We start from the raw sequence: 23,409 nt of genomic DNA on the forward strand, positions 1-23,409 counted from the left end.
ACCCCTCGATTACCCGCACTCCCGACGCCGCCTCACTCCAGGCTGACCACGCCGTCGTCGAGCAGGTCGAGCAGGAGGTCCCGGGCGTGGCCGTCGGGGGTCACGCCGGTCTCGACGCGCTCGATTTCGCCGTCGACGATCACGAACGTCGTCCGCGGCGTCGAGTCGCCCGGAGCGGTCCGCTCGACGCCGAACGCGTCCGCGAGTTCGCCGTCGGGGTCGGCCAGCAGGTCGAACCAGGCGTCGGTCGAGTCGGCGAACTCGGCGTGTGATTCGACGGTGTCCGTCGAGACGCCGTAGACCGTCACGCCGGCGTCGGCGTAGGTCTCCGCCTCGCGGACGAACCCCTCGGCTTCGGTCGTACAACCGGGGGTGCCGTCCTCGGGATAGAAGTACAGGACGGTCACGCCGTCGAAGGCCGGCGACACGGCCTCGCCGTGCTGGTTCGGTGCCGTCACGTCGGGTGCGGGGTCGCCCGCGTCGAGCATACCCGACCTTCGCCCGCGGCCGGGAAGGGCGTTCGGGTGCCGGGGCTGGTATGGGCCGGCCGTTGCCCGCTCGCGCCCACCAGCGTCGAGCGTCAGTCGCTTTCGATGAGGTCCGCCTCGAGTTCCTCGACGGCCTGTCGGACCTCCTCGACGACGTCGTCCTGCTGTGTGGCGAGGTCGACGGTCTCCTCGGCGGCCGTCCGCATCTCTCCGGCGCTCGTCGCGCTCTGCTCGACGGTCGAGGTGATCTCCTCGATCCGCGCGGCCTGGTCGTCGTTTGCGTCGGCGATCTCGTCGATCCCGTCGGCGGCCTCCGAGACGGCGTCGACGATCTCCTCCAGGGCATCGAGCGTCTCGCCGACGTGGTCGGTCACGTCGACGGCGCGGTCGTGGACGCGCTCGACTTCCGAGACGGTCGTCTCCGTCTCGGCCGTGATCGCGTCGATCTGCTCGCTGATCTCGTCGGTGTACTCCCGGGTCTGGTCCGCGAGGTCCTTCACCTCGTCGGCGACGACCGCGAAGCCCTCGCCCTCGCCGCCGGCGCGAGCGGCCTCGATGTTGGCGTTCAGCGCGAGGATGTTCGTCTGCTCGGCGATGTCCGCGATGATGTCCGTGACCTCCTCGATTTCGTCCATCTTCGCGGCCAGGGCCGCCACCGTCTCGTCGAGTTCCTCGCTGGCGTGGCGGATGTCGTCGCTCACCTCGCGGGCGGCGTCACCGGCCTCTCGGCCCCGCTCGGCCGCCTCGCGCGCTTCTTGTGCCGTCTCGGTCACCTCGTCGGTGCTCGCGGCGATCTCCTCCATGTTCGCGCTCAGCGAACTCATCTCGTCTTGGACCTCCGCGAGGCGCTCGTCCTGGTCGACCGCGCGCTCCTCGATGCCGGCCGCGTTGTCGGCCAGGCGCTCGGCCGTCCCCTCCAGTTGCGTGACGACGGCCGTCAGCCGCTGGGCGACCTGCTCCTGGCTCTCCTGGAGGCGCCGTTCCGTCTCCCGGAGTTCGGTCACGTCCTGCAGGGTGGTGACTGACCCCACGAGGTCGCCGTCGGCATCGTACATCGGCGTGCTCGTCACGATCACGCGCAGTTCCTCGTCGTCGTGGGTCAAAAGCGGCCCCTCCATGCCGCGGATCGGCTCCTCGCTCTCCAGCGTCCGCTCGGCGGCCGTGGTCTTCGTCCCGTGTGTCTCCTGTGTCCGGAAGACCTCCCAGCCGTCCATCTCGGGCACGTCCGCGAAGGGAACGCGCGTGAGGTCGGACATCGCGGGATTGAACAGGATGATATCCGAGTCCGCATCGGTCACGACCGTCGGCGTCGAGAGGTCGTACATCGCACGTACCCACTGCAACTCGGCGTCGGAGAAGTCACCGTAGATGCCGGGCTCCGTGTCGCGTATCTCCGCGTCTGCCATACCCTGTTACTCTACCCCACCCCTCCTCAAGCTTGGCCCCGTTCTAGGGAGTGAAGCCGACTCGTCGTCGACGCCGACGCCCCTCAGGACACGACGTGCTGGGTGTCGTACGACCCCAGGCGGCGGACCCACCCCTCCTCGGCGATGGCTTCGATCTCCGCTAACGCGGCCTGGGTCCGGTCCTCGTAGAGGCCGGCGGCCACGTCGATGTGGAAGACGTAGTCGCCGAGGCGCTCGCCGCTCGGCCGGGACTCGACGCGTGTCATGTTGATGTCCCGGTCGGCGAACGGTTCGAGCAGCTCCAAAAGCAGACCGGGGTAGTCGACGTTCGGGTAGACGATGAGCGAGGTCTTCCCGCCGGCGAGCGACCGCTCGCTGGCCGGGGCGACCACGAGAAAGCGCGTGGCATTCGACGTCTTGTCCTGGATGTCCTCGGCCAGTATCTCGAGGTCGGTGCCGTTCGAGGGCGTGTCAGACCCGGTCTGACTGCCTTCCGACTGTGTGTCGGAAGCGTTGTCCGGATGCCCGATGGCGGCGACGGTCTCGTCCTCGCGGGCACGCTCGACGCCGCGGGCCGTCGAGGCGACCGCTTCGAGGTCGGCGTCGGGGTACTCCGATTCGAGGTAGGCACGACACTGGGCCAGCGCCTGGGCGTGGCTGGCGACGAGGTCGAACGCTTCGCGCTGGGCGAGCAGGGCGTGGCGGATCGGCGTGATGATCTCCTGGACGACGGCCACGTCGTACTCGGTGAAGGCGTCGAGGGACTCCGTGACGCTGCCCTCGATGCTGTTCTCGACCGGGACGACCCCGCGTTCGTACTCCCCGTCGGCGACGGCCTCGACGATGGCCGTCACCGACTCCGTGAACGCGACGCTGTCGGCGACGGCCGTCGCCGCCCGGTGGGAGTAGGTCCCCGCGGGCCCAAGCGTGAGTGCTTCCATCGGGGCCTGCTACACCCTTCCAGTTCAAAAGGACCGCGGTCGCTACTCGGCCGCCGCGGTCGCGTCGGTCTTCAGCGCCAGGAGCCGGTAGCGCAGGTACAGCCGCAGCGTCATCAGGACGACACAGCCGACGAACGCGAAGGTGGCGAGTTCGGCCACCGAGAGGCCAACGCCGGACGTCGCGAAGGGATTGCTCTGCATCGACTGGACGTACCCCTCGATGGCGCTCCCGCCGGCGGCGCCGATCAGGAAGTAGACCACCGTAATCGCGATCGCCATCCCGCCGGTCCCGAAGCCGAGATAGGAGGCGAAGTCCTCGACGTTGAGGACGGTCCGGGCCTGCCCTTCCGAGAGCGGGTGCCGGTGGATGCGGTACAGTGCGGCCCCGACCAGCAGCGTCGCCGTGAACAGCTCGATCCCGGCACCGAGCAGCCCGAGCAAAAGCACCTTCGGGGAGGCGATCATCGGGTTCGTCGTCGGGACGTACCCCGCGACCGTCTCGGGATATAGTGCCCACAACGGCAACAGCAACGCCAGCCCGGCGAGCAGGGCGCTCTGCCAGGTCAGTTTCGTCGGAATCGACTGTGAGAAATACGTCTCCCGCTGCAGCCTGAGTCGTTCGTACGCCGATCCGGAGAGGAACGCTTCGGTGATTTCGTCGTCTTCGTCTGCCATGCTGGTCCTCGACGCGATACTCGCGTATTGAGTACAACCCGAATCCGGATTATATACCTTTTGGTCAAATATCACTGACAATACCGCGGGCGCTGCAATCGGGTGCGTCCCCGTGGCCGTCACGGGCTGGCCGGGTCAGCGGTTCAGCGTGTGGATCGCCTCGCCCCGGGCGTTGGCCGCCGCTTCCATGACTGCCTCCGAGAGCGTCGGGTGGGTGTGGATCGTCGCGGTCACGTCTTCCAGGGTCGCGCCCATCTCGATTGCCAGCCCCACCTCGGCGATCAATTCGGAGGCTTCGGGCGCGACGATCTGGGCGCCGAGCACGAACTCGCTGTCGGCGTCGGCGACGATCCGGACGAACCCCGCGTCGGCGCCGAGCGTGAGCGCCCGGCCGTTGGCTCGCAACCGCATCTCCCCGACGGCCGGCTCGAAGCCCGCCTCGGCGGCTTCCGCCTCGGTCATCCCCACCGTCCCGATCTCCGGGTCTGTGAACACGGCCGCCGGCACCGCCTGGTAGTCCAGCGCCGCCGGCTCGCCCGCGATGACCTCCGCCGCGACGTGCCCCTCCGTCATCGCCTTGTGTGCGAGCATCGGCTCGCCGGCCACGTCGCCGACCGCGAAGATCGATTCGCTTTCGGTCCGCGCGCGGTCGTCCGTCGGGACGAATCCGTCTTCGTCGGTCTCGACGCCCGCGGCGTCCAGCGACAGCGCCTCCGTCACCGGCTCGCGCCCGACCGCGACGAGCACCTTCTCGGCGTCGAACTCCGAGACGGCCCCCGAATCGTCCTCGGTCCGGACGGTGAGGTCGCCCCCGCGTTCCTCCCAGCCCTGGGCCCGCTCGCCGGTGTGGAACTCGATACCCAGTTCCTCCGCCCGCTCTTTGACCACGCGGGTCACGTCGTCCTCGTAGCCCGGGAGGATTTCGTCGAGCATCTCCACGACCGTCACGTCGCTGCCGGCCTTGGCGAACACCGTCGAGAGCTCCATCCCGATGTAGCCGCCGCCGACGACGACCAGTTCGTCGGGCACCGACTCCATCGCCAGCGCGTGCTTCGAGGAGAGGATCCGCTCGCCGTCGAACTCGAAGCCCGGCACCTCGACGGGCCGGCTCCCCGTCGCGACGATGGCGTGCTCGAACTCGACGGACTCCGAACCCTGGCCCTCGCCGCCGTGGGCGACCCGGACGGTGTCCTCGCTCGCGAACTCCGCGGTCCCCTCGATGAGGTTCACGCCGTTGCCCTTACAGAGCTTCTCGACGCCGCCGGTGAGCTGGTCGACCACCTCCTCTTTCCAGCTCATCATCCCCTGCATGTCGATGGCGGGGTCGGCGTGGACGCCCATGTGCTCGCCCTCGCGGGCGCGCTGGGCGCGGTCCGTCGCCGAGATGAGCGCCTTCGAGGGGATACAGCCGTAGTTGAGGCAGGTCCCGCCGTAGGCGTCCCGCTCGACGAGCGTGACGTCCACGTCCAGTTGCGCGGCGCGGATGGCGGCGACGTAGCCACCCGGGCCGGCCCCGATCACCAGTACCTCCGTGCCTGTCGTGACGTCGCCGACGACCATGCAGGCCCAATCGCGCCCGCCCCTGTTGAGTCTCCCGGTCGTACGACCCCACCCCACCACGCCGTGGGCCCACCGCGTCCCCCGTGCTGACACGCCTCAGTTGCCAGTTATATAGCCGCTCGTCGTAGCTCTCCCATGACCGAGACAGAGACCTTCACAGACCCCGAGGACACCTCCGAGGCGTGGATCGACGTCCGAATGACCGACCCCGACGCCGGCGAGTGGGACGTGGACGCCGTCATCGTCGACGGCCAGGTCCAGTACGTCGACCTCCGAATCCGGCCGGAACTGCTCGCCTCATTCGTCGACTGCCTCGTCGCGGACGTCTCCGACGCCCGTGCCGAGGAGGTCTTCGAGCGCCTCGCGGCGAAACACGAACTCGACATCACGGACGAGAGCACCGACACGACCGCCGACGACGCCGACCGGCCACACGACGAGTGACGCCGGCCGGCCGACGAGGGCGGCGACGGAACGACCATCCCGGCGGGCGCGGCCGACTCGCTCGCTCCCTGGCGCCACCGCCGCCCCTATCGCACCGCGACCGCACCGCCACCGCCACGCGCCGCCACCGTTACCGCGCCGTTACCGCAGCGCTTCCAGGTCGAACTCGAAGGCCGCGACCGGCAGTTCGAGGTCGTGTTCGACGATGACCTCGGGGTGGACCTCGCCGATGACGCCGACCGTCTCGCCGTCGACGACGACCTCCGCCGTGCGGCCGGAGATGAACGTCGGATGCTCCGCCGGCGGCGTCTCCAGGTCCTTCCCGAAGGCGTCGACGAGCGCCTGCAGGCGGGACTTGGCGTCCTCGTAGGAAGCCCCGGCGTGACACAGCGCCGCCGCGACCGTTCGGCGCTCGGCGACGTTCGTGTTCTCGCTCTCGTCCACGTGTGCCGAGAACCCGATTTCCGCGAGGTCCTGCGGATACGCGCGGTGGGTGTTGTTCTCCAGCACCATCATGACCGACGGCAACGCCCACGTCCGGACGATGGTGAAGTCCTCGCTGTAGGGCTGTTCGATGGTCGGGGCCGCGCCGCCGCCGAAGGCGTCCGTCCCGGGTTCCACTCCGAGTCGCTCGTAGTTCTGTTCCTCGTCGATCAGGTGGAAGTTCAGCAGGTCCTCGAACCCGGTGCCCACGAGGGTATCGCGGGCCGCAGCTTCGAGTCGGGACCGCTCGTGGCGGCCGCCGACCGTCGACACGTCCGGGTAGCGCGGTTCGAGTTCGTTGAAGCCGTAGGCCCGGCCCACGTCGTCGATGAGGTCGACCGGGTGGAGCACGTCCACGCGGTAGGGCGGCACCTCGACGGCGTACTCTGTGCCGTCGTCGCCGTCGTCCGCCTCGGCGTCGAGGCCGGACCGCTCGAAGTAGTCGACCACGTCCCGCTCGTCGAGGTCGACGCCGAGCATCGTCTCGATGGCGTCGTGGGCGACGCGCTTTCGCTTCGTCGCGAGGTCGGGGCGGACCAGTTTCCGTCCCGCCGAGGGGCCGCTCCCGTCGTCGTACTCCACGCGGACCTCCTCGACCTGCCCGCCGCGGGCGTCCAGGGCGTAGCAGACGATGGTCAGCATCTTGTCGATGGTCCACTGGTCGGTGCCGGTCATCTCGACGAAGAGGTCACGGGAGTCCGTCGAGACCTCCGTCCGCCGGCCGTTGATGACCGGCGGGAACGAGAACAGCCCGATCTCGTCGTAGATGGCCGGGTAGCGGTCCTGCCCCGCGACGAGGTCGGCGTACTTGTCGCCGATGGGGTGGTCCGTGAGCACGTCCGCGGGCGTCATCTCCGCGTCCGAATCGAGGGGGACGAAGGTGTCACCCTCCGGCTCGACACCGGTGTAGGTGATCGACTTCGTCGTCTCCTCGTCGTTCGGGACCTCCCCCTTCAGCATCGTCAGGTCGTGAACGCCGATGGCGCCCTTCGCGCGCTGGCGCCCCATCGTGGCGTGGAGTTTCTCCTGCAACTGGATGAGCGACTCCAGTGCCGGCTCGTCGAGATCAAGCCCGCGGATCACGGCGCCGGTGACGTAGGGTCGCTCCTCGGGCACGTCCGAATCGACGTGGATCGTCCACTCGGGGTCGTTCACGTTCGGGACGTACACGCCGCGGTCGTCGCCGTACTGGTAGCGCAGCGAGCGGGCGACGCCCTCGACCGAGAGGCGGTCCAGGCGGTCCGGCGCGAACTCCAGTTCGAACTCGCCGTCCTCGGTTTCGCCCTCGTACTCCAGGCCGAGCGCGAACAGGTCCTCGCGCAACTGCTCGTCGTCCTTGTCGGCGTGGCCGGTCAGTTGACGCAGCGCGTCCGGGTCGACTTCGACGGTGGGCATCAGTAGGTCACCTCCTCGCTCCGCAGGTACTCCAGGTCCACGAGCGTCCCGTGGACGTCGCGGATGTCCTCGGCGCCGGTCGCGAGCATGAACAGGCGTTCAAGCGCCAGTCCCCAGGCCATCACGTCACAGTCCACGCCGAGCGGTTCGAGCATCTCCGGGCGGAAGATGCCGGAGTTGCCGATCTCGATCATCTCCCCCGTCTCCGGGTGGCGGCCGAACAGTTCGAAGCTCGGCTCCGTGTACGGGTTGTAGTGGGGTTTGAACTCGATATCCGTGATGCCGAACTGCTCGTAGAACTCCGTGAACGTCCCCATGAGGTCACGCACGGAGAGGTCCTCGGCCATCACCCACCCCTCGATCTGGAAGAACTCAAGCAGGTGGGTGGCGTCGAGCGTGTCGTTCCGATACGCCTTCTCGATGGAGAAAAAGCGCTGTGGCGGCTCCAGTTCCCCCATTGCCTCCCCCGAGAGGTGCCTGGCGGAGAGGGAGGTCGTGTGGCCCCGCAGGGCCAGTGCCTTCGCGAAGTCGAGGTCCCACGGCGAGTGGTAGCCCTCGCCGTCCGGGCCGACGCCCTCGCGGTGGGCCGACTCGACGGCCGCCACGAGGTCCTCGGGGAGGTCGTCGATGGCCCCCGGCTCCTCCAGGGCGAAGCGGTCCCAGTGGTTCCGGGCCGGGTGGTCCTGGGGCATGAACAGGCAGTCGTTGATCCAGAAGTCGGCGTCGACGTGAGGCCCCTGCATCTCCTGGAAGCCCATGCCGACGAGCGTGTCTTTCACCTGCTCGGCCATCCGCCGGAGCGGGTGCTGGCGGCCGGGCGTCAGCTCCTCGGCGTCGGCTTCGACGTTGTACTCCGAGAACTCCACGTCGCGCCACTCCCCGCTGGTGAGGAGTTCGGAGGTGAGCTGGCCGACGGTCTCGGCCGTCTCGATGCCTTCCATCAGCGCGGTGACGCCGTCCTCGGTGAGCGTCACCGAGCGCACCGTCGTCTCCGAGCGTTCGACGAGGCCCCTGTTCTCCAGGTCCTCGATGATGACGTCGCTCTGGTAGGCGGCCGAGCCCGCCGCCAGCGCGTCCAGCGCGGCGGCCTCGTCGTCGCTGTCGGCGTCCTTCTCGGGGTCCGCGGTCACCTCCCCGCTGTCGATTTCGCCGTAGGCCTTCCGGGCGAAGTTCGACAGCGCGATGTCGACGGCGGGGCCGTCGAGGCCGGCCTCGCCGATGACCCGGCCGAGTTCGACGGCTTCCTCGTCGGCACCGAGGGACACGGCGGCCCGATAGAGCCGCAACTCGGGCAGGTCGGTCTCGACGTACTCCTCGGCCTCCTCGGTCAGCGAGACCTCGCTGCTCGTGCGTTCGGTGACGGCGAGCAGGCCCTCCTCTTCGAGTTCGAACGCCGCGCGCGTGGCGGCGGTGGGGTCGAGGTCGGCCTCCCCTGCGATGCGGTCGATGGTCCGTTCCTCGTTGGCACTCGCGGCTTCGAGCACCGCGACCTGTGCGTCGGGCAGTTTCATGGCGTGGTCGTTGGTAGATAGCGTGTGGGTCGGTCAGTTAACCGTTCTCACTCGTGCGCGTGACCGGTTTCGTCCCCGCGGGCGTCCCCGCCCGCCGGGAGTCCGCCGCTCGACTCACGCGCCGAAAACGAAGCCGAACCCCGCGGACTGCGGTCGCTGACGGACGACACACCGACGGTGGGGTTCGGATGCCATGTGTGAGCGCTTGTGATGGCCCGACAAAAACGTTGCGCGTTCCGCTCGCTATCCACAAAATATACGACCGTTCGTTCACCCCGTGTGACACATGCCCGACCGAGACGACCGCGACCGCCGGAAACGCGACGTCGCCGCCGATTTCGTCCCCGGCGAACTCCCGTTCGACGCCGCCGACGCGACCCTCTCGAGCCTCGCCGACGAACTCCGGCCCGGCATCGAGGGCGCGATACCCGACCCCGACGATATCGAGACCGTCCTCGACGACGCGACGCTGCCCGAAGTGGGCGACATCGACGCCTCCGCAGTCGTCCGGCCCGGCGAGGCCATCAGCGACGAGCACGCGGACGCCATCGTCGAGGCCGGTGGCGAGGCCGTGGACGTCGCCATCGAGGGCAGTGGCGAGGCCGCGACCGTCCTCGTCGACACGGGCGGCGACGTCGTCGAAGTCGCCGTCGAGAACGGCGGCGAAGCGGCCGCCGAAGCCACCGCGGAACTCGTCGTCGCCGCGCTGGACGGGGTCTGACGGCACGCACACCCCGGAACACTGAGGCGGCCGGCGCGTGAAGCCGTCGCCATGAACTCCGTCCGCGTCCTCGGGGCCGACGACGTGGCATCGCTTCTCGCACTCGACGAGCTGCTGCCCGTCGTCGAATCGGCGTTCGTCAGTCAGGGCCGCGGCGCCGTCGAGCGGCCCGAGCGCCCGCACTTCCCCGTCGGGGTCGACCCGGACGGCGACGACCCGCCGGCCGGAACCGCGCTGACGATGCCCGCGTCCGTCCACGGCGCAGACACGTTCGCGACGAAACTCGCCACCGTCCACGAGGGCAACGCCGACCGCGGTCTCCCGACGGTCAACGCCCAGGTCGTCCTCACCGACGCCGGGACGGGCCGGCCGCTCGCGTTCGCCCACGCCAACCACATCACGAACGCTCGCACCGGCTGTATCGGCGGCCTCGCCGCCCGCGAACTCGCCGTTTCCCCCGTCCGCCTCGGCCTCCTCGGGGCCGGGACCCAGGCCCGCTGGCAGGCCCGCGCCATCGACGCCGCGACCGACCTCGAATCCGTCCGCGTCTACTCGCCGAGTGACTCCCGGGAAGCCTGTGCCGCCGACCTCCGCGACGAACTCGACGTCGACGCCGCTGCTGTCGACTCCCCGCGGGCCGCCGTCGCGGACGCGACCGTCGTGGTCACCGCCACGACGGCGACCGAACCGGTCTTGCCCGGCGACGCCCTCCAGCCCGGAACGCTCGTCGTCGCCGTCGGCGCCTACACGTCCGACACCCGGGAACTCGACGCGACCACGTTCGACCGCGCCGCTCGCGTCTTCGCCGACGTGCCCGAGGAAGTCGCGGCCATCGGCGACCTCCGGGCGACCGATCTGACTGCCGACCAGCTCCTTCCCGTCTCGTCCGTGTTCGAGGGGACGGCCGGCCGCGAGGCCGACGAGGAGATCGTCGTCGTCGAGAGCGTCGGCTCCGCGGTGCTCGACGCCGCGACCGCCGAATACGTCTACGAGCGTGCGGAAGCGAACGACGCCGGGACGGTCGTCCCGTTCTGAGATACCGACATCGGAACGGTAGTCCCGTTCCGAGCGCCGTCGGGACTGGCGCGGACGGCGGCGTCAGTCCCCGCCGATCCGCTTGCGGTCCGAATCGAAGTCGATGTCGAGTTCGTCGAGCCGCTCCTCCCACTCGGCGCGTTTCTCCTGGTGGTCCGCCAGGAACTCCTCCATGAGTTCGGCGGCCTGCTCCTTGCAGCCGCCACAGAGCCGCTCGCCGCCGACGCACTCGTCGTAGACCTCCTTGGCGAACTCGTCGTCGTCGCCCGAGAGCAGGTAGGCGTAGAGCTCGTAGACCGGACACTCGTCGGCCTTCCCGCCCTTCTCGCGCTGTTCCTCGGCAGTCTCGCGGCCACCAGTCGTCGCCGCCTTCACCTTGTCGTAGCCGTCCTCGGGGTCGTCGAGCAGGCTGATGTGGGAGGCGGGCACCGACGAGGACATCTTCCCGCCGGTGAGGCCCGTCATGAACCGGTGGTAGATGGAGGAGGGGGGCAGGAAGCCGTAGCCGCCGTTCTCGACCTCGACCTCGCGGGCGAGCTCCTCGGCCGCCCCGCGGTCCATCTCGAAGGCGTCGACGTGGTTCTCGTAGACGCGCTTCTCGCCGTCGACGGCCTCGATGAGCGCGTCGAAGGCCGCCTCGGTCGCGTTGCGGTCGAGGAAGCGCACGCGGGGCCGGAGCGGTTCCTTGCCGGCGGCGTCGAGTTTCTCACAGACGGACTCGCGGGCGTCGGACAGCGCGTCCCGACTCGCGGCTTCGCCGCTCGTCCCGTCCGAGGCGCCAAGCGCCTCGCGCTCCGCCCGGAGCCAGTCGGCGGCGTCCGCACAGCGGACCCGTTCGTCGTCGGCCGCCTCCGCGTCGAGCGCGTCGTAGGCCTGCCGGAGGAGCGTCCGCTCGACGGCGCCGTCCACCTCGAAACTGGCGAACGCCTCGGTGACGCCGAAGTAGCGCATCCGCGCCGCGAGGTCGCGGGCCAGGCGCATGTGCGGGTCCTGGTCCGGGCCGACCGGGATGACCGTCGGCTTCGGCCCGTCCAGCTGGGGATACAGGATGTCGGCCATCTGGGTGACGACGCTCTGCATGTGGCTGACGTCCGTCTCGCCGTCGAAGTCGTAGATGGCCTGTAGCTCCGAGAAGTTCGCCTTCGTCCCGAGTTCGAAGCCCAGGTCCTGCACCTCGCGGTTGTCCGACTGCCGGTAGAGGGCACCCGCCTCGGGGTCGAACCCGAGCGCGAGCAGGCTCAGGACGTAACTCTTCGCGTGCTCGTCGATCTCCGCCCAGGAGAGTTCCCGGGCGGCGTGGGCCTCCAGGTCCGCGATGAGGCCGTAGGCCTCCCCGCCCTGCTGTTGATGCCAGATGATCTCGTCGAAGACCATCTTGTGGCCGATGTGGGGGTCGCCGGTGGGCATGAACCCGGAGAGGACGGCGAAGTCCTCGCCCTCGCGCATCGCCTCGGCGACGGGGCGGTAGTCGCGGTGGCCGAAGATGACCCCGCGGCGCATCAGGTAGTGTGGGTCCGGGACGTCCGGCAGGACGGCGTCGAACTCCTCGATGCCGAACTGCTCGAACAGTTTGCGGTAGTCGTCGACCGTCGCGGACCCCCACGGGTCCAGCGCCACGTCGTCGACGGCGCCGCCGTCCGGTCGCAGGTCGTCTCTGTCTTCCGAAGTCGGTTCCGCTTCGGCGTCCGTGTCTGGGTCGCGTGTCATCTGTGTCGTGTCTCGATGGTTCGGGAGCGATGCGTGGCGAAAAAGCGGAGGGAGCAACGCCGCCGCGGCCGCGGGCTTACCCGCCCGCGAGCGCGACCGCGAGACTGTCCGCGTCCCGTTGCGAGCGCCAGCGCCACCGTCGGGGAGCGGACATTATACCCTCACTACTCGCCAGCGGCGGCTTAACGGTTTCCCATCGGCCTACGGCGTCAGCCGGTCGACCGCCAGCCACGCGATCCCGTCGTCGCCGGCCAGCGCGAACACCATTCGCTTGCGGACGCCGCCGGCCAGCCGCACGTCCAGTGCCAAGTCCCGCGGCGCGAAGGTGTGGTCCGGCGGCAACACCCGCACCAGCAACTCGGAGTGGCTCAGTTCCTCGACGGACTCCACCGCGGCGTAGGTCCGGAAGTCCGCGCCGAACTTGTAGCCCGTCTTCGGGACCAGCCCCCGCTCGCGCAGGGTCGCGTAGACGCCGAGCCGGCGGTCGAACCGCTCACCCTCGACCGCCCGGCCACGCTCCAGGACGCCCGCCTCGCCCGCCTCGATGTCGAGCACCCCCTCACCGGCGAGGTACGCCGCCTCGACGAGCGACAGCTGGAGCACCGCGACCGCGTCGTCGGAAAGCGGCTGGCCGTAGAAGCCGTGCTCGTACAGCCCCGACGGCGGGTCCCAGACCAGCACCCGGTCGTCCAGCAGGTCGCCCTCGACACCGGGCGGCGGGTCGTACGCCGTCTCGCCCTCGACCGTCGGCGTCTCCGTGTCGAGGTACGTGATCGCGCTCTCCTCGTCGACGACCGCCAGCACGACCCCGCCCAGCGACGCGGCGTCGATGGGTGCCCGCTCGCTGACGACCCGCACCCGGTGGGCCACCTCGTCGTCCCACGGTCCCTGCCCCCGGGGGTAGACGATCAGGTCCGCGCCCTCGGGGTCGTCGACCCACCCCTCGCGGGCGGGCGAGAGGTAAAAGCCCCTGTCCCGGAGGTCCTTGTACACGAGGAAGGGGAGGTCCGGGCAGGCCGCGGACGTGAGAAACGCCCGGAAGTCCATCCCGTCGATCGCGTCCAGGTCGCCGCGGTAGAGGAGATGCGCGGCCTCGACGGGAGCGAGTTCGATCCCCTCGCCGTCCGTGCGGCCGTAGCCGCGCGCGTCGTAGAACTGCTCGCGCGCCTGCCGGCCCGCGCGGACGACTCCCCCGGAGAGCGTCGCGTCCATGTCTCACATCAGCCCGGCCCCCGACATAGCCCCTGCGGTCCCGGCGCTCCAGCGGCGCGCTCGACGGCCGCCCCTCGCCCGCCCCCCTTCCGTTCCGCTCACTCCGCCACCTCACCGCCGGCGGCGGCGTCGCCACGCTCGCCGGACGCTCGTTCACATCCCGGGTCGAGACAGCGCCGGCCCGTTCCGGTGTCGAACTCCGGCAGGCCACAGGGACACTCGGCGACGACTTCGCCTGCCGGCAGGCCAAAGCCCGTGTCACACTCGGGATACCGCTCGCAGCCGGCGATGAGGCCGCCCCGTCGGAGGATGCGCAGGGCCGCGTCGCAGTTCGGGCAGTCCCACTCGCGGTCGAAGGCCGCCCGGACGCGCTCGTCCAGCGACTCGCACTCGCGGTCGAGACACACCTCGAACGCCCGGCCGCGTTCGACGCGAAGCCGGGGGCGGCCACAGTCACAGGCCTCGTCTAGGACCGTCGCGTCGCGCGGAATCCCGTGGTGCTCCCCGCAGTCGAGACAGTCGACGGCCCCGTCCGCCCGGACGAGAACGCCGCCACAGGCCGGGCAGTCACCCACCGGCTGGCCGGCGGTCGACACAGCGTGATCGGCCGCGGTGGTGTCGTGTGGCTCGACGCGGAGCCGCTGGTCGCCGTCGATAGCGGTCAGGCCGCCCCCCTCCTCGTCGGTCCAGACCGTCTCGGCGCGGGTGAGCCACGCGACGGGCTGGTACCCCGTCGCGTCGTGGACCAGCACCGTGTCGTCCGGCTTGTGGACGACCACGACCCGGCCGCGGTGGGCCCCCTCGCGCGCGCCGCTCGTCCGTACCGTACAGTCCCCGGCGACGATTCGCAGTCCGTCGGTCATGGGACGGGGTGGTCCCGTCTCCGGATATAAACATCGGGGACGCGTGAGACGCCGTCGGCGCGGCGTGGGGAGGGCGTCGGTGGGGCCGTCAGCGGGCGCGTGAGGATGGTGTCGGGAGCGCGTGGAGGGACGGGGGCGGCGGGGAGTGGGGAGCGGGCGGGTGTGGTGTGGGATGGGGTTGACGTGGGGAGAGTGGGGTCGGGGGGTCGGTACCGGTGTGGTGGGTGGGGGTCGGGACCGGGGCCGTCCGGGCGGCGGAGGCCCACTGCGTCGTCAGTCCGCGTTGTAGTCGCGTCCGAGCACGAGCGCGACCAGGTTCGCGGCGACCAGCGCGACGAACGCGACCATGTGTTCGCTCGCCAGCCCCGTCGCCAGCATCGGGGCAGTGACGAACGGCAACAGCACTGCCGTCCAGAACCCGGCGAACTGCACGGGCGTGTAGAGGACGCTGAGGGGCTCGTCTCTAATCCTGCGGTGCGCGGGCGTGGACCGGTCTGAGTGGGCGGATGACATAGTGGGCCTCCTGCACTCACCCCTTGGACAGCCCCCATCATATAAAGGGTCGACCGCTAGCTCGATTTCGGCCCGTTTCGTTCGATTTACTAACCGGTTCGAACCTTTCACGACCCGTCACGTGACCCGGAGTGACGTTTTACGAGCGACTGAGAATCGGCCAGAAATTTTATTCGGGTTGCTACGGTCGTTTCCCGGTTTCGTACGGGTCACTCATCACTCGCTCACTCGACGGCGACCGTTCGGGTCTCGACGACCGGCTGGAGGGGGAGTTCGGGGTAGCTCACCTCGACCGCGAACGTCAACTCCTCGGCGTCGCCGCCGAACACGCCGACGGGAACCGTCGCCGTGCCGAGGTAGCTGTCCGTGCCCGTCATCTCGACGCCGTTGACGGTGACGTCGACGCTCGCCCGGGCGCCGTCGCCGCGGTTCCGTACCGTGACCTCGCACATCTCGTTGTCGCCCGCCGCGATGCGGTCGGGGAAGGCCCCCCAGTCGAACGCGAGGTCGGGGAGCGCCCGCGCGCTCTCGTGGACGCGCTCGGCGACCCCCTCGGCGAGGCCGGCGTCGACCAGTCCCTCGACGCCGGCTGCGCGCACGTCGGCGGGCGACCGGAGGCCTTCGGCGGCGAGCCGGCTGGCCCGTCCCGAGCCGACCCCGTCGATGGCCGTCAGCCCGACCGCGTCCGCGCTCACGCCGTGTTCGATGCGCGCCTCGACCCGGCGGGCGAGGTTCGCGCCGGCCCCGCCGTCGAAGTGGTCGAGGAAGGACCGACAGGCCGCCAGCAGGCGCAGGGCGTTCTGTCGGATGACCCACGCGTCCGACCGCAACTCGGCCGGCGTCGACCCCTCCATACTCGACTGCAGGATGGCGAGCACTTTCCGCTGGCCCGGGTCGAGGTCGCGGCCGAACTCGCCCAGGACCGCGCGGACGGCGTCGCGCTCGTCGCGGCGCGCGCTCGCGCTGTCGAACTCCGCGGCCGTCGCCACCGTCCGGAGCACGTCGTCCTCGTCGAAGGCCTCCCGGCGAGCCAGCGACGCGAAGTGCTCGGCCGTCTCCAGCCGGATGTAGAACTTCGAGGCCAGTCGCCCGAGCCGCGTCGCCGACACTTCGAGCCCGTCGCGCTCGACGAACCCCCGGTCGACCAGGCTCTCGAGGGTGGCGCTGACCCGCTCGCGGAGCTGGCCCTCCGACTCGTACTGGTCGGGGGCCGACCGCGCCCGCACCGCGTAGAAGGTGGTCTCGATCCAGTCCATCACGTCGTCGATGTCCTGGATCGTCCCGAGGACGATCTCGGCGTTGAGGTGGGCGTCGAGTTCCGCCGCCAGCCGCGACTCGATGGCCTTCCCGTCGCGCAACAGCGTCCGGTACTTGTCGGCGTCGGCGCCGTCACAGACCACCCAGGCGTATCCCCGGTCGTCGTAACCCGGTCGGCCCGCGCGCCCCAGCATCTGGAGCACGTCCAGCGGGCTCATGTCCACTTCCCCCTCCAGCGGGTCGTGGAGCTTGGTGTCGCGGATGACGACACACCGGGCGGGGAGGTTCACGCCCCACGCCAGCGTCGAGGTCGAGAAGAGAACGGAGAGTGTCCCCTCTTTGAACCACTGCTCGACGAGTTCCTTGTCACCTTTCGAGAGGCCGGCGTGGTGAAAGCCCACGCCGTCGAGCACGGACTGGCGGAGCGTCTCGTTCTCGATGGCCTCGGCGTCCTGGTGGAACTCGTAGTCGCCGCGAGCGCCGACGGGCACGTCCCGCTCGGCGAGTTCGTCGCGGGTCTTCTTGGCCGCCTGCACGGTGTCCTGGCGCGAGGAGACGAACACCAGCCCCTGGCCGTCCTCGCGGACGTGCGGTTCCACGAGGTCGAGCGCACGGTAGAGCCGGCGGTACTTGTCGGCGAAGGCGTTCTCGCCGTGGGTGTAGGTCTTGACGCCCGCTTCGAGCGGGACGGGGCGGTAGTCGTCGCCGAAGGAGAAGGTCGTCTCCGGCGGGGCGTCGAGCCAGTCGGCCACGTCGTCGACGTTCTGCATGGTCGCCGAGAGCGCGACGATTCGCGGGTCACAGAGCCGGCGGAGCCGCGAGATCGTCACCTCCAGCACCGCGCCGCGCTTCTCGGAGTCGAGCAGGTGGACCTCGTCGATGATACAGCAGTCCACGTCGGTGACGAACCCGTAGCGCGGCGAGTCGTGTTTGCGGGTCGCCGAGTCGGCCTTCTCGGGGGTCATCACGAGCACGTCCGCGCGCTCGGCGCGGCGCGGGTTCAGGTCCCGCTCGCCGGTGACGACGTACACCGAGTAGCCCAGCTCCTCGAACCGCTCCCACTCGCTTTCCTTCTCGTTGGTGAGCGCGCGCAGGGGAGCGAGAAAGAGCGCGGTCCCGCCGCGTTCGAGGGCCTTACAGATCGCGATCTCGGCGAGTGCGGTCTTGCCGCTTGCGGTGGGGGCGCTGACGACGACGTTGTCCTCGCGGTCCAGAAGCGCCGGTAGCGCCGCCGACTGCATCCGGTTGAACGACTCGAAGGGGAAGGCGTCGGCGAACGCGGGCAGCACCTCCGCGACGGCCACCTGCGGCTCCCCGTCTGCGCTTTCTGCCACGACAACAACCGGGGGTCCCGACTGTATAGGCGTTTCCGTCGCGGTTCAGTCCGACCGGACGACGACGGTGCCGAACCAGGTCGCGCCGCGCCGTGAACCGCGACGAACCCTACACTTTTGTCTCGACGGCCCCGACCCCCTGGTAATGAGTCGTTCCCGGAAACCCGACTGGCTCAAGTCGCGGCCGCCGTCGGGCGAGCGGTTCACGGAGATCAAGTCCATCCTTCGGGACCACGACCTCCACACCGTCTGTGAGGAGGCAAACTGCCCGAACCTCGGGGAGTGCTGGAGCGGCGCGGACGGCGCGAACGCGCCGCCGGACGACGAGGCGGCCACCGACAGTCCGGGCGGCCACGGCACCGCCACGTTCATGCTCATGGGTGACCGCTGCTCCCGCGGGTGCAATTTCTGTGACGTGGAGACCGGCGGCATGGAGCCGCTGGACCCCGACGAGCCCGAAAACGTCGCCGACGCCGTCGCCGAGATCGGCCTCGACTACGTGGTTCTGACCTCCGTCGACCGAGACGACCTCGACGACCAGGGCGCGGGCCACTTCGCCGAGACGATCCGCGCGATCAAGCGCCGGGACGAGTCGATTCTCGTCGAGGTGCTGATCCCGGACTTCCAGGGCGAAGAGCGACTCGTGCGGAAGATCATCGACGCGGAACCGGACGTGATTGCCCACAACGTCGAGACGGTCCCCCGATTGCAGTGGCCCGTCCGGGACCGCCGGGCCGGCTACGAGCAGTCCCTCTCCGTCCTCCGGCAGGTCGACCGCGAGTCCGACATCTACACGAAGACGAGCCTGATGCTCGGCGTCGGCGAGTACGCCCACGAGGTGTACCGGACCCTGCGGGACCTGCGGTCGGTGGGTGTCGACGTGGTGACGCTCGGCCAGTACCTCCAGCCCTCCCGGTCGCACCTCGAAGTCTCGGAGTACGTTCACCCCGACGCTTTCGACACCTGGGAACGGGTCGCCGAGGACGAACTGGGCTTTCTCTACTGTGCCAGCGGCCCGATGGTTCGCTCCTCGTACCGCGCCGGCGAACTGTTCGTCGAGAGCGTCCTCCGGGAGGGGGAGTCCGTCGAGCAGGCCCGCGAGCGCGCGAAGTCGGTGTAGGTGTTACTGACAGCCCGCAGAGAGCCCGATAGAAACGTCCGTACCGTCACCGAAAGTCGCGACTTCGATGGGGTCGCCCGTGGCACTCCCGTCGACGAACAGCCAGCGGTCGACACCGGACCGTTCGAGCGTGGTGTCACCGACCGACCCCGACGCGAGGTGGGTGACCTCGACCTCGAAGTCCTCGCCGAGCGGGCCGAGGGCGCCGCCGTCGGTGCGGTCGGCCGGCCAGCTCCAGAGCGCGGTTTCCGGGCCGTCGAAGCTCCCGTCCGGCGTCGCATAGGGGACGGCGCTCGGCGGGCCGTCCTGGACCTGCCACTCGGCGCCGTCGACGCCCTCGAAGGTCATCGGCGCGGCCCCGTCCGCCGCGGCCTCGCTGTCCGGGTCGCCGTGGACGACCACGAGATGCAGGCCACCGCCCGATCCGTTCCGGTAGAGGAACGTGACCGTCGTGTCGTTCGCCATCAGCGTCGCCGGGACGTTCGCGCTCCGGTTCCCGTCCGCGTCGAAGGCGTAGTAGTCCGCGACCGGTTCGTCGCCCGCGACGGGGTCGACACACCGCGTCGACCCGCCCGGCAGTTCCAGCGAGACGGTCCCGCTCGCCGTCGCCGTGTCCGTGTCCGCCTCCGTGTCGGTTCCGTCGCCGCCGCCCGAACAGCCCGCGAGGCCGGCGGCGGCCGTCAGCCCCGCGCTCGCACGGAGCACACGTCGTCTGGATGGTCGTCCGCTCACGCCGCATCACTGACCGACTGTCCGTCCGATTCGGTCATGCAGGCAACAGGTGACGCGAGCGACAAAAAACTCCGGGCTGCTACGGGTGCGAGAGTCGACGCCCGGTTCCCGGCTGGTCCGGGCAAAATTGGGGGACAGCGAAAGGTACTTGGGAAAATCCTAAGAGTGAGCGAGGCGACGGTTCCCGTATGAGGTGTTCTCCGTGAGCGTATTACAGCGGGATCCGACGGATCAGGTCCAGGTCCTCGACGAGGACGGGCAGGTACGGGACGGCGCGTCGGTGCCCGACCTCGACGACGGCCGGCTGGTCGAGATGTACCGGGCGATGACGCTCGGGCGGCACTTCGACCAGCGCGCCGTCTCCCTCCAGCGACAGGGTCGGATGGGGACCTACCCCCCGATGTCCGGGCAGGAGGGCGCACAGGTCGCGAGCGCGATGGCCCTCGACGACGCGGACTGGCTGTTCCCGAGCTACCGCGAGCACGCCGCCGCTATCGTGCGCGGGCTCGACCTCGAGCAGGTCCTGCTGTACTGGATGGGCCACGAATCCGGGAACGCGATGCCCGAGGACGTGAACATGTTCACGCTGTCGGTCCCCATCGCGACGCAGATACCGCACGCGACGGGGGCGGCCTGGGCCGCCGACCTCCGCGACGAGGCGGCGGCCTTCATGGTCTACTTCGGCGACGGCGCGACCAGTGAGGGCGATTTCCACGAGGGCATGAACTTCGCCGGCGTCTTCGAGGTGCCGGCCGTCTTCTTCTGCAACAACAACCAGTGGGCGATCTCGTTGCCCCGCGAACGACAGACCAGAAGCGAGACGCTGGCGGAGAAAGCCGAGGCCTACGGGTTCGAGGGGGTCCAGGTCGACGGGATGGACCCGCTGGCGACCTACGCGGTGGCCCGCGAGGCCGTCGAGAAGGCCACGGCCGGCGGTGGGCCGACGATGATCGAGGCCGTGCAGTACCGCTTCGGCGCGCACACGACCGCCGACGACCCCTCGGTCTACCGCGACGACGAGGAGGTCGAACAGTGGAAGGCCAAAGACCCCATCCCGCGGCTGGAACGGTTCCTGCGGGATCGGGGCCTGCTCGACGACGAGCGCGTCGACGCCATCGAGCAGGAGAACCGCGACCGCGTGGCCGACGCTATCGACGCCGCCGAATCCGTCGCGCGGCCCGAACCCGACGAGATGTTCGCGCACGTCTACGCGGACATGCCCAAACGCTTACAGCAACAGCTAGAGTACTTCGAGCGCGTCAGGGAGCGACACGGCGACAGCGAACTCCTGGAGTGAACATGACCGAGACACGCACCCAATCGAGGAGGACCGACGCATGAGTCAGACAGCCGAGGCGACACAGAACCTCACCCTCGTCCAGGCCGTTCGAGACGGCCTCTACGGCGAGATGGAGCGGGACGACGACGTCCTCGTGATGGGCGAGGACGTGGGCGAGAACGGCGGCGTCTTCCGCGCCACCCAGGGCCTCATCGAGGAGTTCGGCGGGGACCGCGTCATCGACACCCCGCTCGCGGAGTCGGGCATCGTCGGCACCGCCGTCGGCATGGCCGCCTACGGCCTCCGCCCCGTCCCCGAAATCCAGTTCATGGGCTTCATCTACCCCGCCTTCGACCAGATCATCTCCCACGCCGCCCGCCTGCGCACCCGAAGCAGGGGGCGGTTCACCTGCCCGCTCGTGGTGCGGGCGCCTTACGGCGGCGGCATCCGCGCGCCCGAACACCACTCCGAGTCCAAGGAGGCCTTCTTCGTCCACGAACCCGGGCTGAAGGTGGTCATCCCCTCGACGCCGCGGGACACGAAGGGACTGCTCGCGTCGGCCATCCGCGACCCGGATCCGGTGATCTTCCTCGAACCCAAACTCATCTACCGGGCGTTCCGCGAGGAGGTGCCCGACGAGACCTACACCGTCCCGCTGGGCGAGGCCGCGGTCCGCCGCGAGGGGGCCGACGTGTCCGTGTTCACCTGGGGCGCGATGACCCGCCCGACGATGGAGGCCGCCGAGAACCTCGCCGAGGAGGGTATCGACGCCGAGGTGGTCGACCTCCGGACGCTCTCGCCGATGGACGAGGAGACCATCGTCGAGTCGTTCAAGAAGACCGGGCGTGGCGTCGTCGTCCACGAGGCCCCCAAGACCGGGGGGCTGGCCGGCGAGATCACCGCCACGCTCCAGGAGGAGGCACTGCTCTACCAGGAGGCACCGATCGAGCGCGTGACGGGCTTCGACACGCCCTATCCGCTGTACGCGCTGGAGGACTACTACCTGCCGGAGGCCGCACGGGTCGAGGACGGCATCCGGAACGCGGTCGAGTTCTGACCATGGCCTTCGAGTTCGAACTCCCCGACGTCGGAGAGGGCGTCGCCGAGGGCGAGATCGTCCAGTGGCTCGTCGGTCCCGGCGAGCACGTCACCGAGGACCAGCCCCTCGTCGAGGTCGAGACCGACAAGGCAGTCGTCGAGGTCCCCTCGCCGGTAAACGGACACGTCAAGGAAATCCGCGCCGAGGTCGGCGAGGTCGTCCCCGTCGGCTCCGTTCTCATCGTCATCGACCCAGACGACGAGGCCGAGATGGGCGCCGACATCGAGGCCGAACCCGAGGAAGTCGCGGAGTCACGTGCGGGCGACAGCACCACGGACGCGAGCGTCGGTGACGGCGATGCCGCAGAGCGGGACGCGGACGGCGAGGACCGCGAGACGGCCACCGCCGAGGCCGAGGGGTCGGACCGCGTGTTCGCGTCCCCGAGCGCCCGCCGCGTCGCGCGCGAGCTCGGCGTCGACATCACTACTGTCGAGGGCTCCGGCCCCGCCGGCCGCGTCTCCGAGGAGGACGTGCGCGCCGCGGCGAGCGGCGACGACGGGACCGGGGAGGCCGAAACCGGGTCGGCCGCCGAGACGACCGCGGGTGGCGAGTCCGCGGACACCGCGGCGACTGTCGGTGAGGCCAGTGGGGCCGCCACCGAGACCGCCGGAACGGCCGGCGACGGTGACGAACCCGACGAGGCGGGTGCCACAGCGACGGACGCCGGGGCGGCCGACGCGTCGACGGCCGGGACCGCGGCCGACCGCGACCGCACGCTGGCCGCGCCCGCGACGCGCCGCCTCGCCGAGAAGGAGGACGTCGACATCGACGCGGTGCCCGCGACAGAGCAGCGGGACGGCCAACCGTACGTCACGCCCGAGGCGGTCCGGGAGTACGCCGAGTCCCAGCGGGCCGCACAGGCCGCCGACGCCGAGGCCATCTCGGCTGGCGCCGGGGACGCCGGGTCCGCTAGCGGCGCGGCCGTCGCCGCCGGCGAGGAAGAGCGAATCCCCTACCGTGGCATCCGTCGCACCATCGGCGACCGGATGGCGCAGTCGGCCTACACCGCGCCACACGTCACCCACCACGACCGCGTGGACGTGACCGCGCTGGTCGAGACTCGCGCGGACCTCAAACCCCGCGCCGAGGAGCGCGGCATCTCGCTGTCGTACCTGCCATTCGTCATGAAGGCCGTCGTCGCAGCCCTGCGGGAGTTCCCGATTCTCAACTCCCAGCTCGACGAGGAGAACGAGGAGATCGTCAAGAAGGGCTACTACAACCTCGGCGTGGCGACGGCGACCGACGCCGGCCTCATGGTGCCGGTCGTCGATTCGGTCGACGAGAAGTCGCTGCTCCAGTTGGCCTCCGAGACGAACGAACTCGTCGAGAAGGCCCGCAACCGCTCGATCAGCCGCGAGGAGATGCAGGGTGGGACCTTCACCATCACCAACTTCGGGGCCATCGGCGGCGAGTACGCGACGCCGATCATCAACTATCCCGAGACGGCCATCCTCGGCCTGGGATCGCTCGAACAGCGGCCGACGGTCGTCGACGGCGAGGTCGTCGCGCGCCACGTCCTCCCGCTCTCGCTGTCCATCGACCACCGCGTCATCGACGGGGCCGAGGCCGCGCAGTTCACCAACCGGCTCATGGAGTACCTCGCGAACCCGACGCTGCTCCTGCTGGAGTAGGTC

The 23,409-nt window shown here is 69.9% G+C and carries 20 protein-coding genes; 7 read left to right on the forward strand and 13 right to left on the reverse strand.

Annotated elements, in window-relative coordinates; genetic code table 11:
- Positions 1 to 32 precede the first annotated feature (32 nt).
- From MUG96_RS01800 to lpdA, 5 genes are all read right to left on the reverse strand, one after another.
- Positions 33 to 488, reverse strand: coding sequence for a peroxiredoxin (locus MUG96_RS01800; protein WP_246985966.1), 456 nt, complete (start codon positions 486 to 488; stop codon positions 33 to 35).
- A 92-nt stretch (positions 489 to 580) separates the two neighbouring features.
- Positions 581 to 1,894: a methyl-accepting chemotaxis protein gene (locus MUG96_RS01805; protein WP_246985967.1), complete on the reverse strand. Its 1,314-nt coding sequence runs from the start codon at positions 1,892 to 1,894 to the stop codon at positions 581 to 583.
- An 83-nt stretch (positions 1,895 to 1,977) separates the two neighbouring features.
- Positions 1,978 to 2,835 (reverse strand): prephenate dehydratase, encoded by an 858-nt coding sequence (locus MUG96_RS01810; protein WP_246985968.1) that lies wholly within the window; start codon positions 2,833 to 2,835, stop codon positions 1,978 to 1,980.
- 42 nt (positions 2,836 to 2,877) lie between these two features.
- On the reverse strand, positions 2,878 to 3,510 hold the full coding sequence (locus tag MUG96_RS01815; protein ID WP_246985969.1) for a hypothetical protein: 633 nt from the start codon (positions 3,508 to 3,510) through the stop codon (positions 2,878 to 2,880).
- A 135-nt stretch (positions 3,511 to 3,645) separates the two neighbouring features.
- Complete coding sequence (gene lpdA / locus MUG96_RS01820; RefSeq protein WP_246985970.1) at positions 3,646 to 5,070, reverse strand: dihydrolipoyl dehydrogenase; 1,425 nt, start codon at positions 5,068 to 5,070, stop codon at positions 3,646 to 3,648.
- Between the two features lie 135 nt (positions 5,071 to 5,205).
- Between lpdA and MUG96_RS01825 the strand changes: the two genes are divergently transcribed.
- The gene (locus MUG96_RS01825) at positions 5,206 to 5,514 is read left to right on the forward strand and encodes a hypothetical protein (protein ID WP_246985971.1); all 309 of its coding nucleotides are present in this window, start codon (positions 5,206 to 5,208) and stop codon (positions 5,512 to 5,514) included.
- Between the two features lie 141 nt (positions 5,515 to 5,655).
- Here MUG96_RS01825 and pheT read toward each other — a convergent pair whose 3' ends face one another.
- Positions 5,656 to 7,392: a phenylalanine--tRNA ligase subunit beta gene (gene pheT / locus MUG96_RS01830; protein WP_246985972.1), complete on the reverse strand. Its 1,737-nt coding sequence runs from the start codon at positions 7,390 to 7,392 to the stop codon at positions 5,656 to 5,658.
- Complete coding sequence (pheS, locus tag MUG96_RS01835) at positions 7,392 to 8,903, reverse strand: phenylalanine--tRNA ligase subunit alpha (protein ID WP_246985974.1); 1,512 nt, start codon at positions 8,901 to 8,903, stop codon at positions 7,392 to 7,394. The genes pheT and pheS overlap by 1 nt, the downstream gene beginning before the upstream one ends.
- Positions 8,904 to 9,189: 286 nt before the next feature.
- On the opposite strand from pheS, the gene MUG96_RS01840 reads away from it, so the two are divergent.
- Together MUG96_RS01840 and MUG96_RS01845 are read left to right on the forward strand one after the other, a co-directional pair.
- Positions 9,190 to 9,624 (forward strand): hypothetical protein, encoded by a 435-nt coding sequence (locus MUG96_RS01840; RefSeq protein ID WP_246985976.1) that lies wholly within the window; start codon positions 9,190 to 9,192, stop codon positions 9,622 to 9,624.
- 51 nt (positions 9,625 to 9,675) lie between these two features.
- A complete protein-coding gene (locus tag MUG96_RS01845; protein WP_246985978.1) occupies positions 9,676 to 10,659 on the forward strand; it encodes an ornithine cyclodeaminase family protein in 984 nt (327 codons plus the stop codon).
- A 63-nt stretch (positions 10,660 to 10,722) separates the two neighbouring features.
- Here MUG96_RS01845 and MUG96_RS01850 read toward each other — a convergent pair whose 3' ends face one another.
- From MUG96_RS01850 to MUG96_RS01870, 5 genes are all read right to left on the reverse strand, one after another.
- Entirely contained in the window at positions 10,723 to 12,366 is a 1,644-nt protein-coding gene (locus MUG96_RS01850; RefSeq protein ID WP_246985980.1) for a tryptophan--tRNA ligase, read from the reverse strand.
- 201 nt (positions 12,367 to 12,567) lie between these two features.
- The gene (gene endA, locus MUG96_RS01855; protein ID WP_246985982.1) at positions 12,568 to 13,578 is read right to left on the reverse strand and encodes a tRNA-intron lyase; all 1,011 of its coding nucleotides are present in this window, start codon (positions 13,576 to 13,578) and stop codon (positions 12,568 to 12,570) included.
- Between the two features lie 98 nt (positions 13,579 to 13,676).
- Positions 13,677 to 14,441 carry an endonuclease NucS domain-containing protein gene (locus MUG96_RS01860; RefSeq protein WP_246985984.1) on the reverse strand — a complete coding sequence of 255 codons (765 nt, stop codon included), beginning with the start codon at positions 14,439 to 14,441 and terminating at the stop codon, positions 13,677 to 13,679.
- A gap of 273 nt (positions 14,442 to 14,714) precedes the next feature.
- Positions 14,715 to 14,954, reverse strand: coding sequence for a DUF8028 family protein (locus tag MUG96_RS01865; RefSeq protein WP_246985986.1), 240 nt, complete (start codon positions 14,952 to 14,954; stop codon positions 14,715 to 14,717).
- A gap of 224 nt (positions 14,955 to 15,178) precedes the next feature.
- Entirely contained in the window at positions 15,179 to 17,515 is a 2,337-nt protein-coding gene (locus MUG96_RS01870) for a DEAD/DEAH box helicase (RefSeq protein ID WP_246988742.1), read from the reverse strand.
- A gap of 175 nt (positions 17,516 to 17,690) precedes the next feature.
- Between MUG96_RS01870 and lipA the strand changes: the two genes are divergently transcribed.
- Positions 17,691 to 18,665 (forward strand): lipoyl synthase, encoded by a 975-nt coding sequence (gene lipA / locus MUG96_RS01875; RefSeq protein ID WP_246985988.1) that lies wholly within the window; start codon positions 17,691 to 17,693, stop codon positions 18,663 to 18,665.
- A 3-nt stretch (positions 18,666 to 18,668) separates the two neighbouring features.
- On the opposite strand, the gene MUG96_RS01880 is transcribed toward lipA, so the two are convergent.
- A complete protein-coding gene (locus MUG96_RS01880; RefSeq protein ID WP_246985990.1) occupies positions 18,669 to 19,370 on the reverse strand; it encodes a hypothetical protein in 702 nt (233 codons plus the stop codon).
- 229 nt (positions 19,371 to 19,599) lie between these two features.
- Here MUG96_RS01880 and pdhA point away from each other — a divergent pair, with 229 nt between their 5' ends.
- Genes pdhA through MUG96_RS01895 form a run of 3 tightly spaced genes read left to right on the forward strand, consistent with a single transcriptional unit; the run spans position 19,600 to position 23,406 of the window.
- Positions 19,600 to 20,694 (forward strand): pyruvate dehydrogenase (acetyl-transferring) E1 component subunit alpha, encoded by a 1,095-nt coding sequence (gene pdhA, locus MUG96_RS01885; protein WP_246985993.1) that lies wholly within the window; start codon positions 19,600 to 19,602, stop codon positions 20,692 to 20,694.
- Positions 20,695 to 20,734: 40 nt separating this feature from the next.
- Positions 20,735 to 21,733, forward strand: a complete 999-nt coding sequence (locus MUG96_RS01890) for an alpha-ketoacid dehydrogenase subunit beta (RefSeq protein ID WP_256465418.1) — start codon at positions 20,735 to 20,737, stop codon at positions 21,731 to 21,733.
- A 2-nt stretch (positions 21,734 to 21,735) separates the two neighbouring features.
- Positions 21,736 to 23,406: a dihydrolipoamide acetyltransferase family protein gene (locus tag MUG96_RS01895; protein ID WP_246985995.1), complete on the forward strand. Its 1,671-nt coding sequence runs from the start codon at positions 21,736 to 21,738 to the stop codon at positions 23,404 to 23,406.
- Positions 23,407 to 23,409: the final 3 nt, after the last annotated feature.

This window comes from Halorientalis marina (genome assembly GCF_023028345.1).
GTDB lineage: Archaea > Halobacteriota > Halobacteria > Halobacteriales > Haloarculaceae > Halorientalis > Halorientalis marina.

Coding starts and splice junctions, on each gene's coding strand:
- MUG96_RS01890 (WP_256465418.1), top strand. CDS start 20,735: ATGAGTCAGACAGCCGAGGCGACACAGAACCTCACCCTCGTCCAGGCC.
- MUG96_RS01825 (WP_246985971.1), top strand. CDS start 5,206: ATGACCGAGACAGAGACCTTCACAGACCCCGAGGACACCTCCGAGGCG.
- MUG96_RS01815 (WP_246985969.1), bottom strand. CDS start 3,510: ATGGCAGACGAAGACGACGAAATCACCGAAGCGTTCCTCTCCGGATCG.
- MUG96_RS01840 (WP_246985976.1), top strand. CDS start 9,190: ATGCCCGACCGAGACGACCGCGACCGCCGGAAACGCGACGTCGCCGCC.
- lipA (WP_246985988.1), top strand. CDS start 17,691: ATGAGTCGTTCCCGGAAACCCGACTGGCTCAAGTCGCGGCCGCCGTCG.
- MUG96_RS01850 (WP_246985980.1), bottom strand. CDS start 12,366: ATGACACGCGACCCAGACACGGACGCCGAAGCGGAACCGACTTCGGAA.
- MUG96_RS01895 (WP_246985995.1), top strand. CDS start 21,736: ATGGCCTTCGAGTTCGAACTCCCCGACGTCGGAGAGGGCGTCGCCGAG.
- endA (WP_246985982.1), bottom strand. CDS start 13,578: ATGGACGCGACGCTCTCCGGGGGAGTCGTCCGCGCGGGCCGGCAGGCG.
- lpdA (WP_246985970.1), bottom strand. CDS start 5,070: ATGGTCGTCGGCGACGTCACGACAGGCACGGAGGTACTGGTGATCGGG.
- MUG96_RS01845 (WP_246985978.1), top strand. CDS start 9,676: ATGAACTCCGTCCGCGTCCTCGGGGCCGACGACGTGGCATCGCTTCTC.
- MUG96_RS01800 (WP_246985966.1), bottom strand. CDS start 488: ATGCTCGACGCGGGCGACCCCGCACCCGACGTGACGGCACCGAACCAG.
- MUG96_RS01810 (WP_246985968.1), bottom strand. CDS start 2,835: ATGGAAGCACTCACGCTTGGGCCCGCGGGGACCTACTCCCACCGGGCG.
- MUG96_RS01805 (WP_246985967.1), bottom strand. CDS start 1,894: ATGGCAGACGCGGAGATACGCGACACGGAGCCCGGCATCTACGGTGAC.
- MUG96_RS01860 (WP_246985984.1), bottom strand. CDS start 14,441: ATGACCGACGGACTGCGAATCGTCGCCGGGGACTGTACGGTACGGACG.
- pheS (WP_246985974.1), bottom strand. CDS start 8,903: ATGAAACTGCCCGACGCACAGGTCGCGGTGCTCGAAGCCGCGAGTGCC.
- MUG96_RS01865 (WP_246985986.1), bottom strand. CDS start 14,954: ATGTCATCCGCCCACTCAGACCGGTCCACGCCCGCGCACCGCAGGATT.
- pheT (WP_246985972.1), bottom strand. CDS start 7,392: ATGCCCACCGTCGAAGTCGACCCGGACGCGCTGCGTCAACTGACCGGC.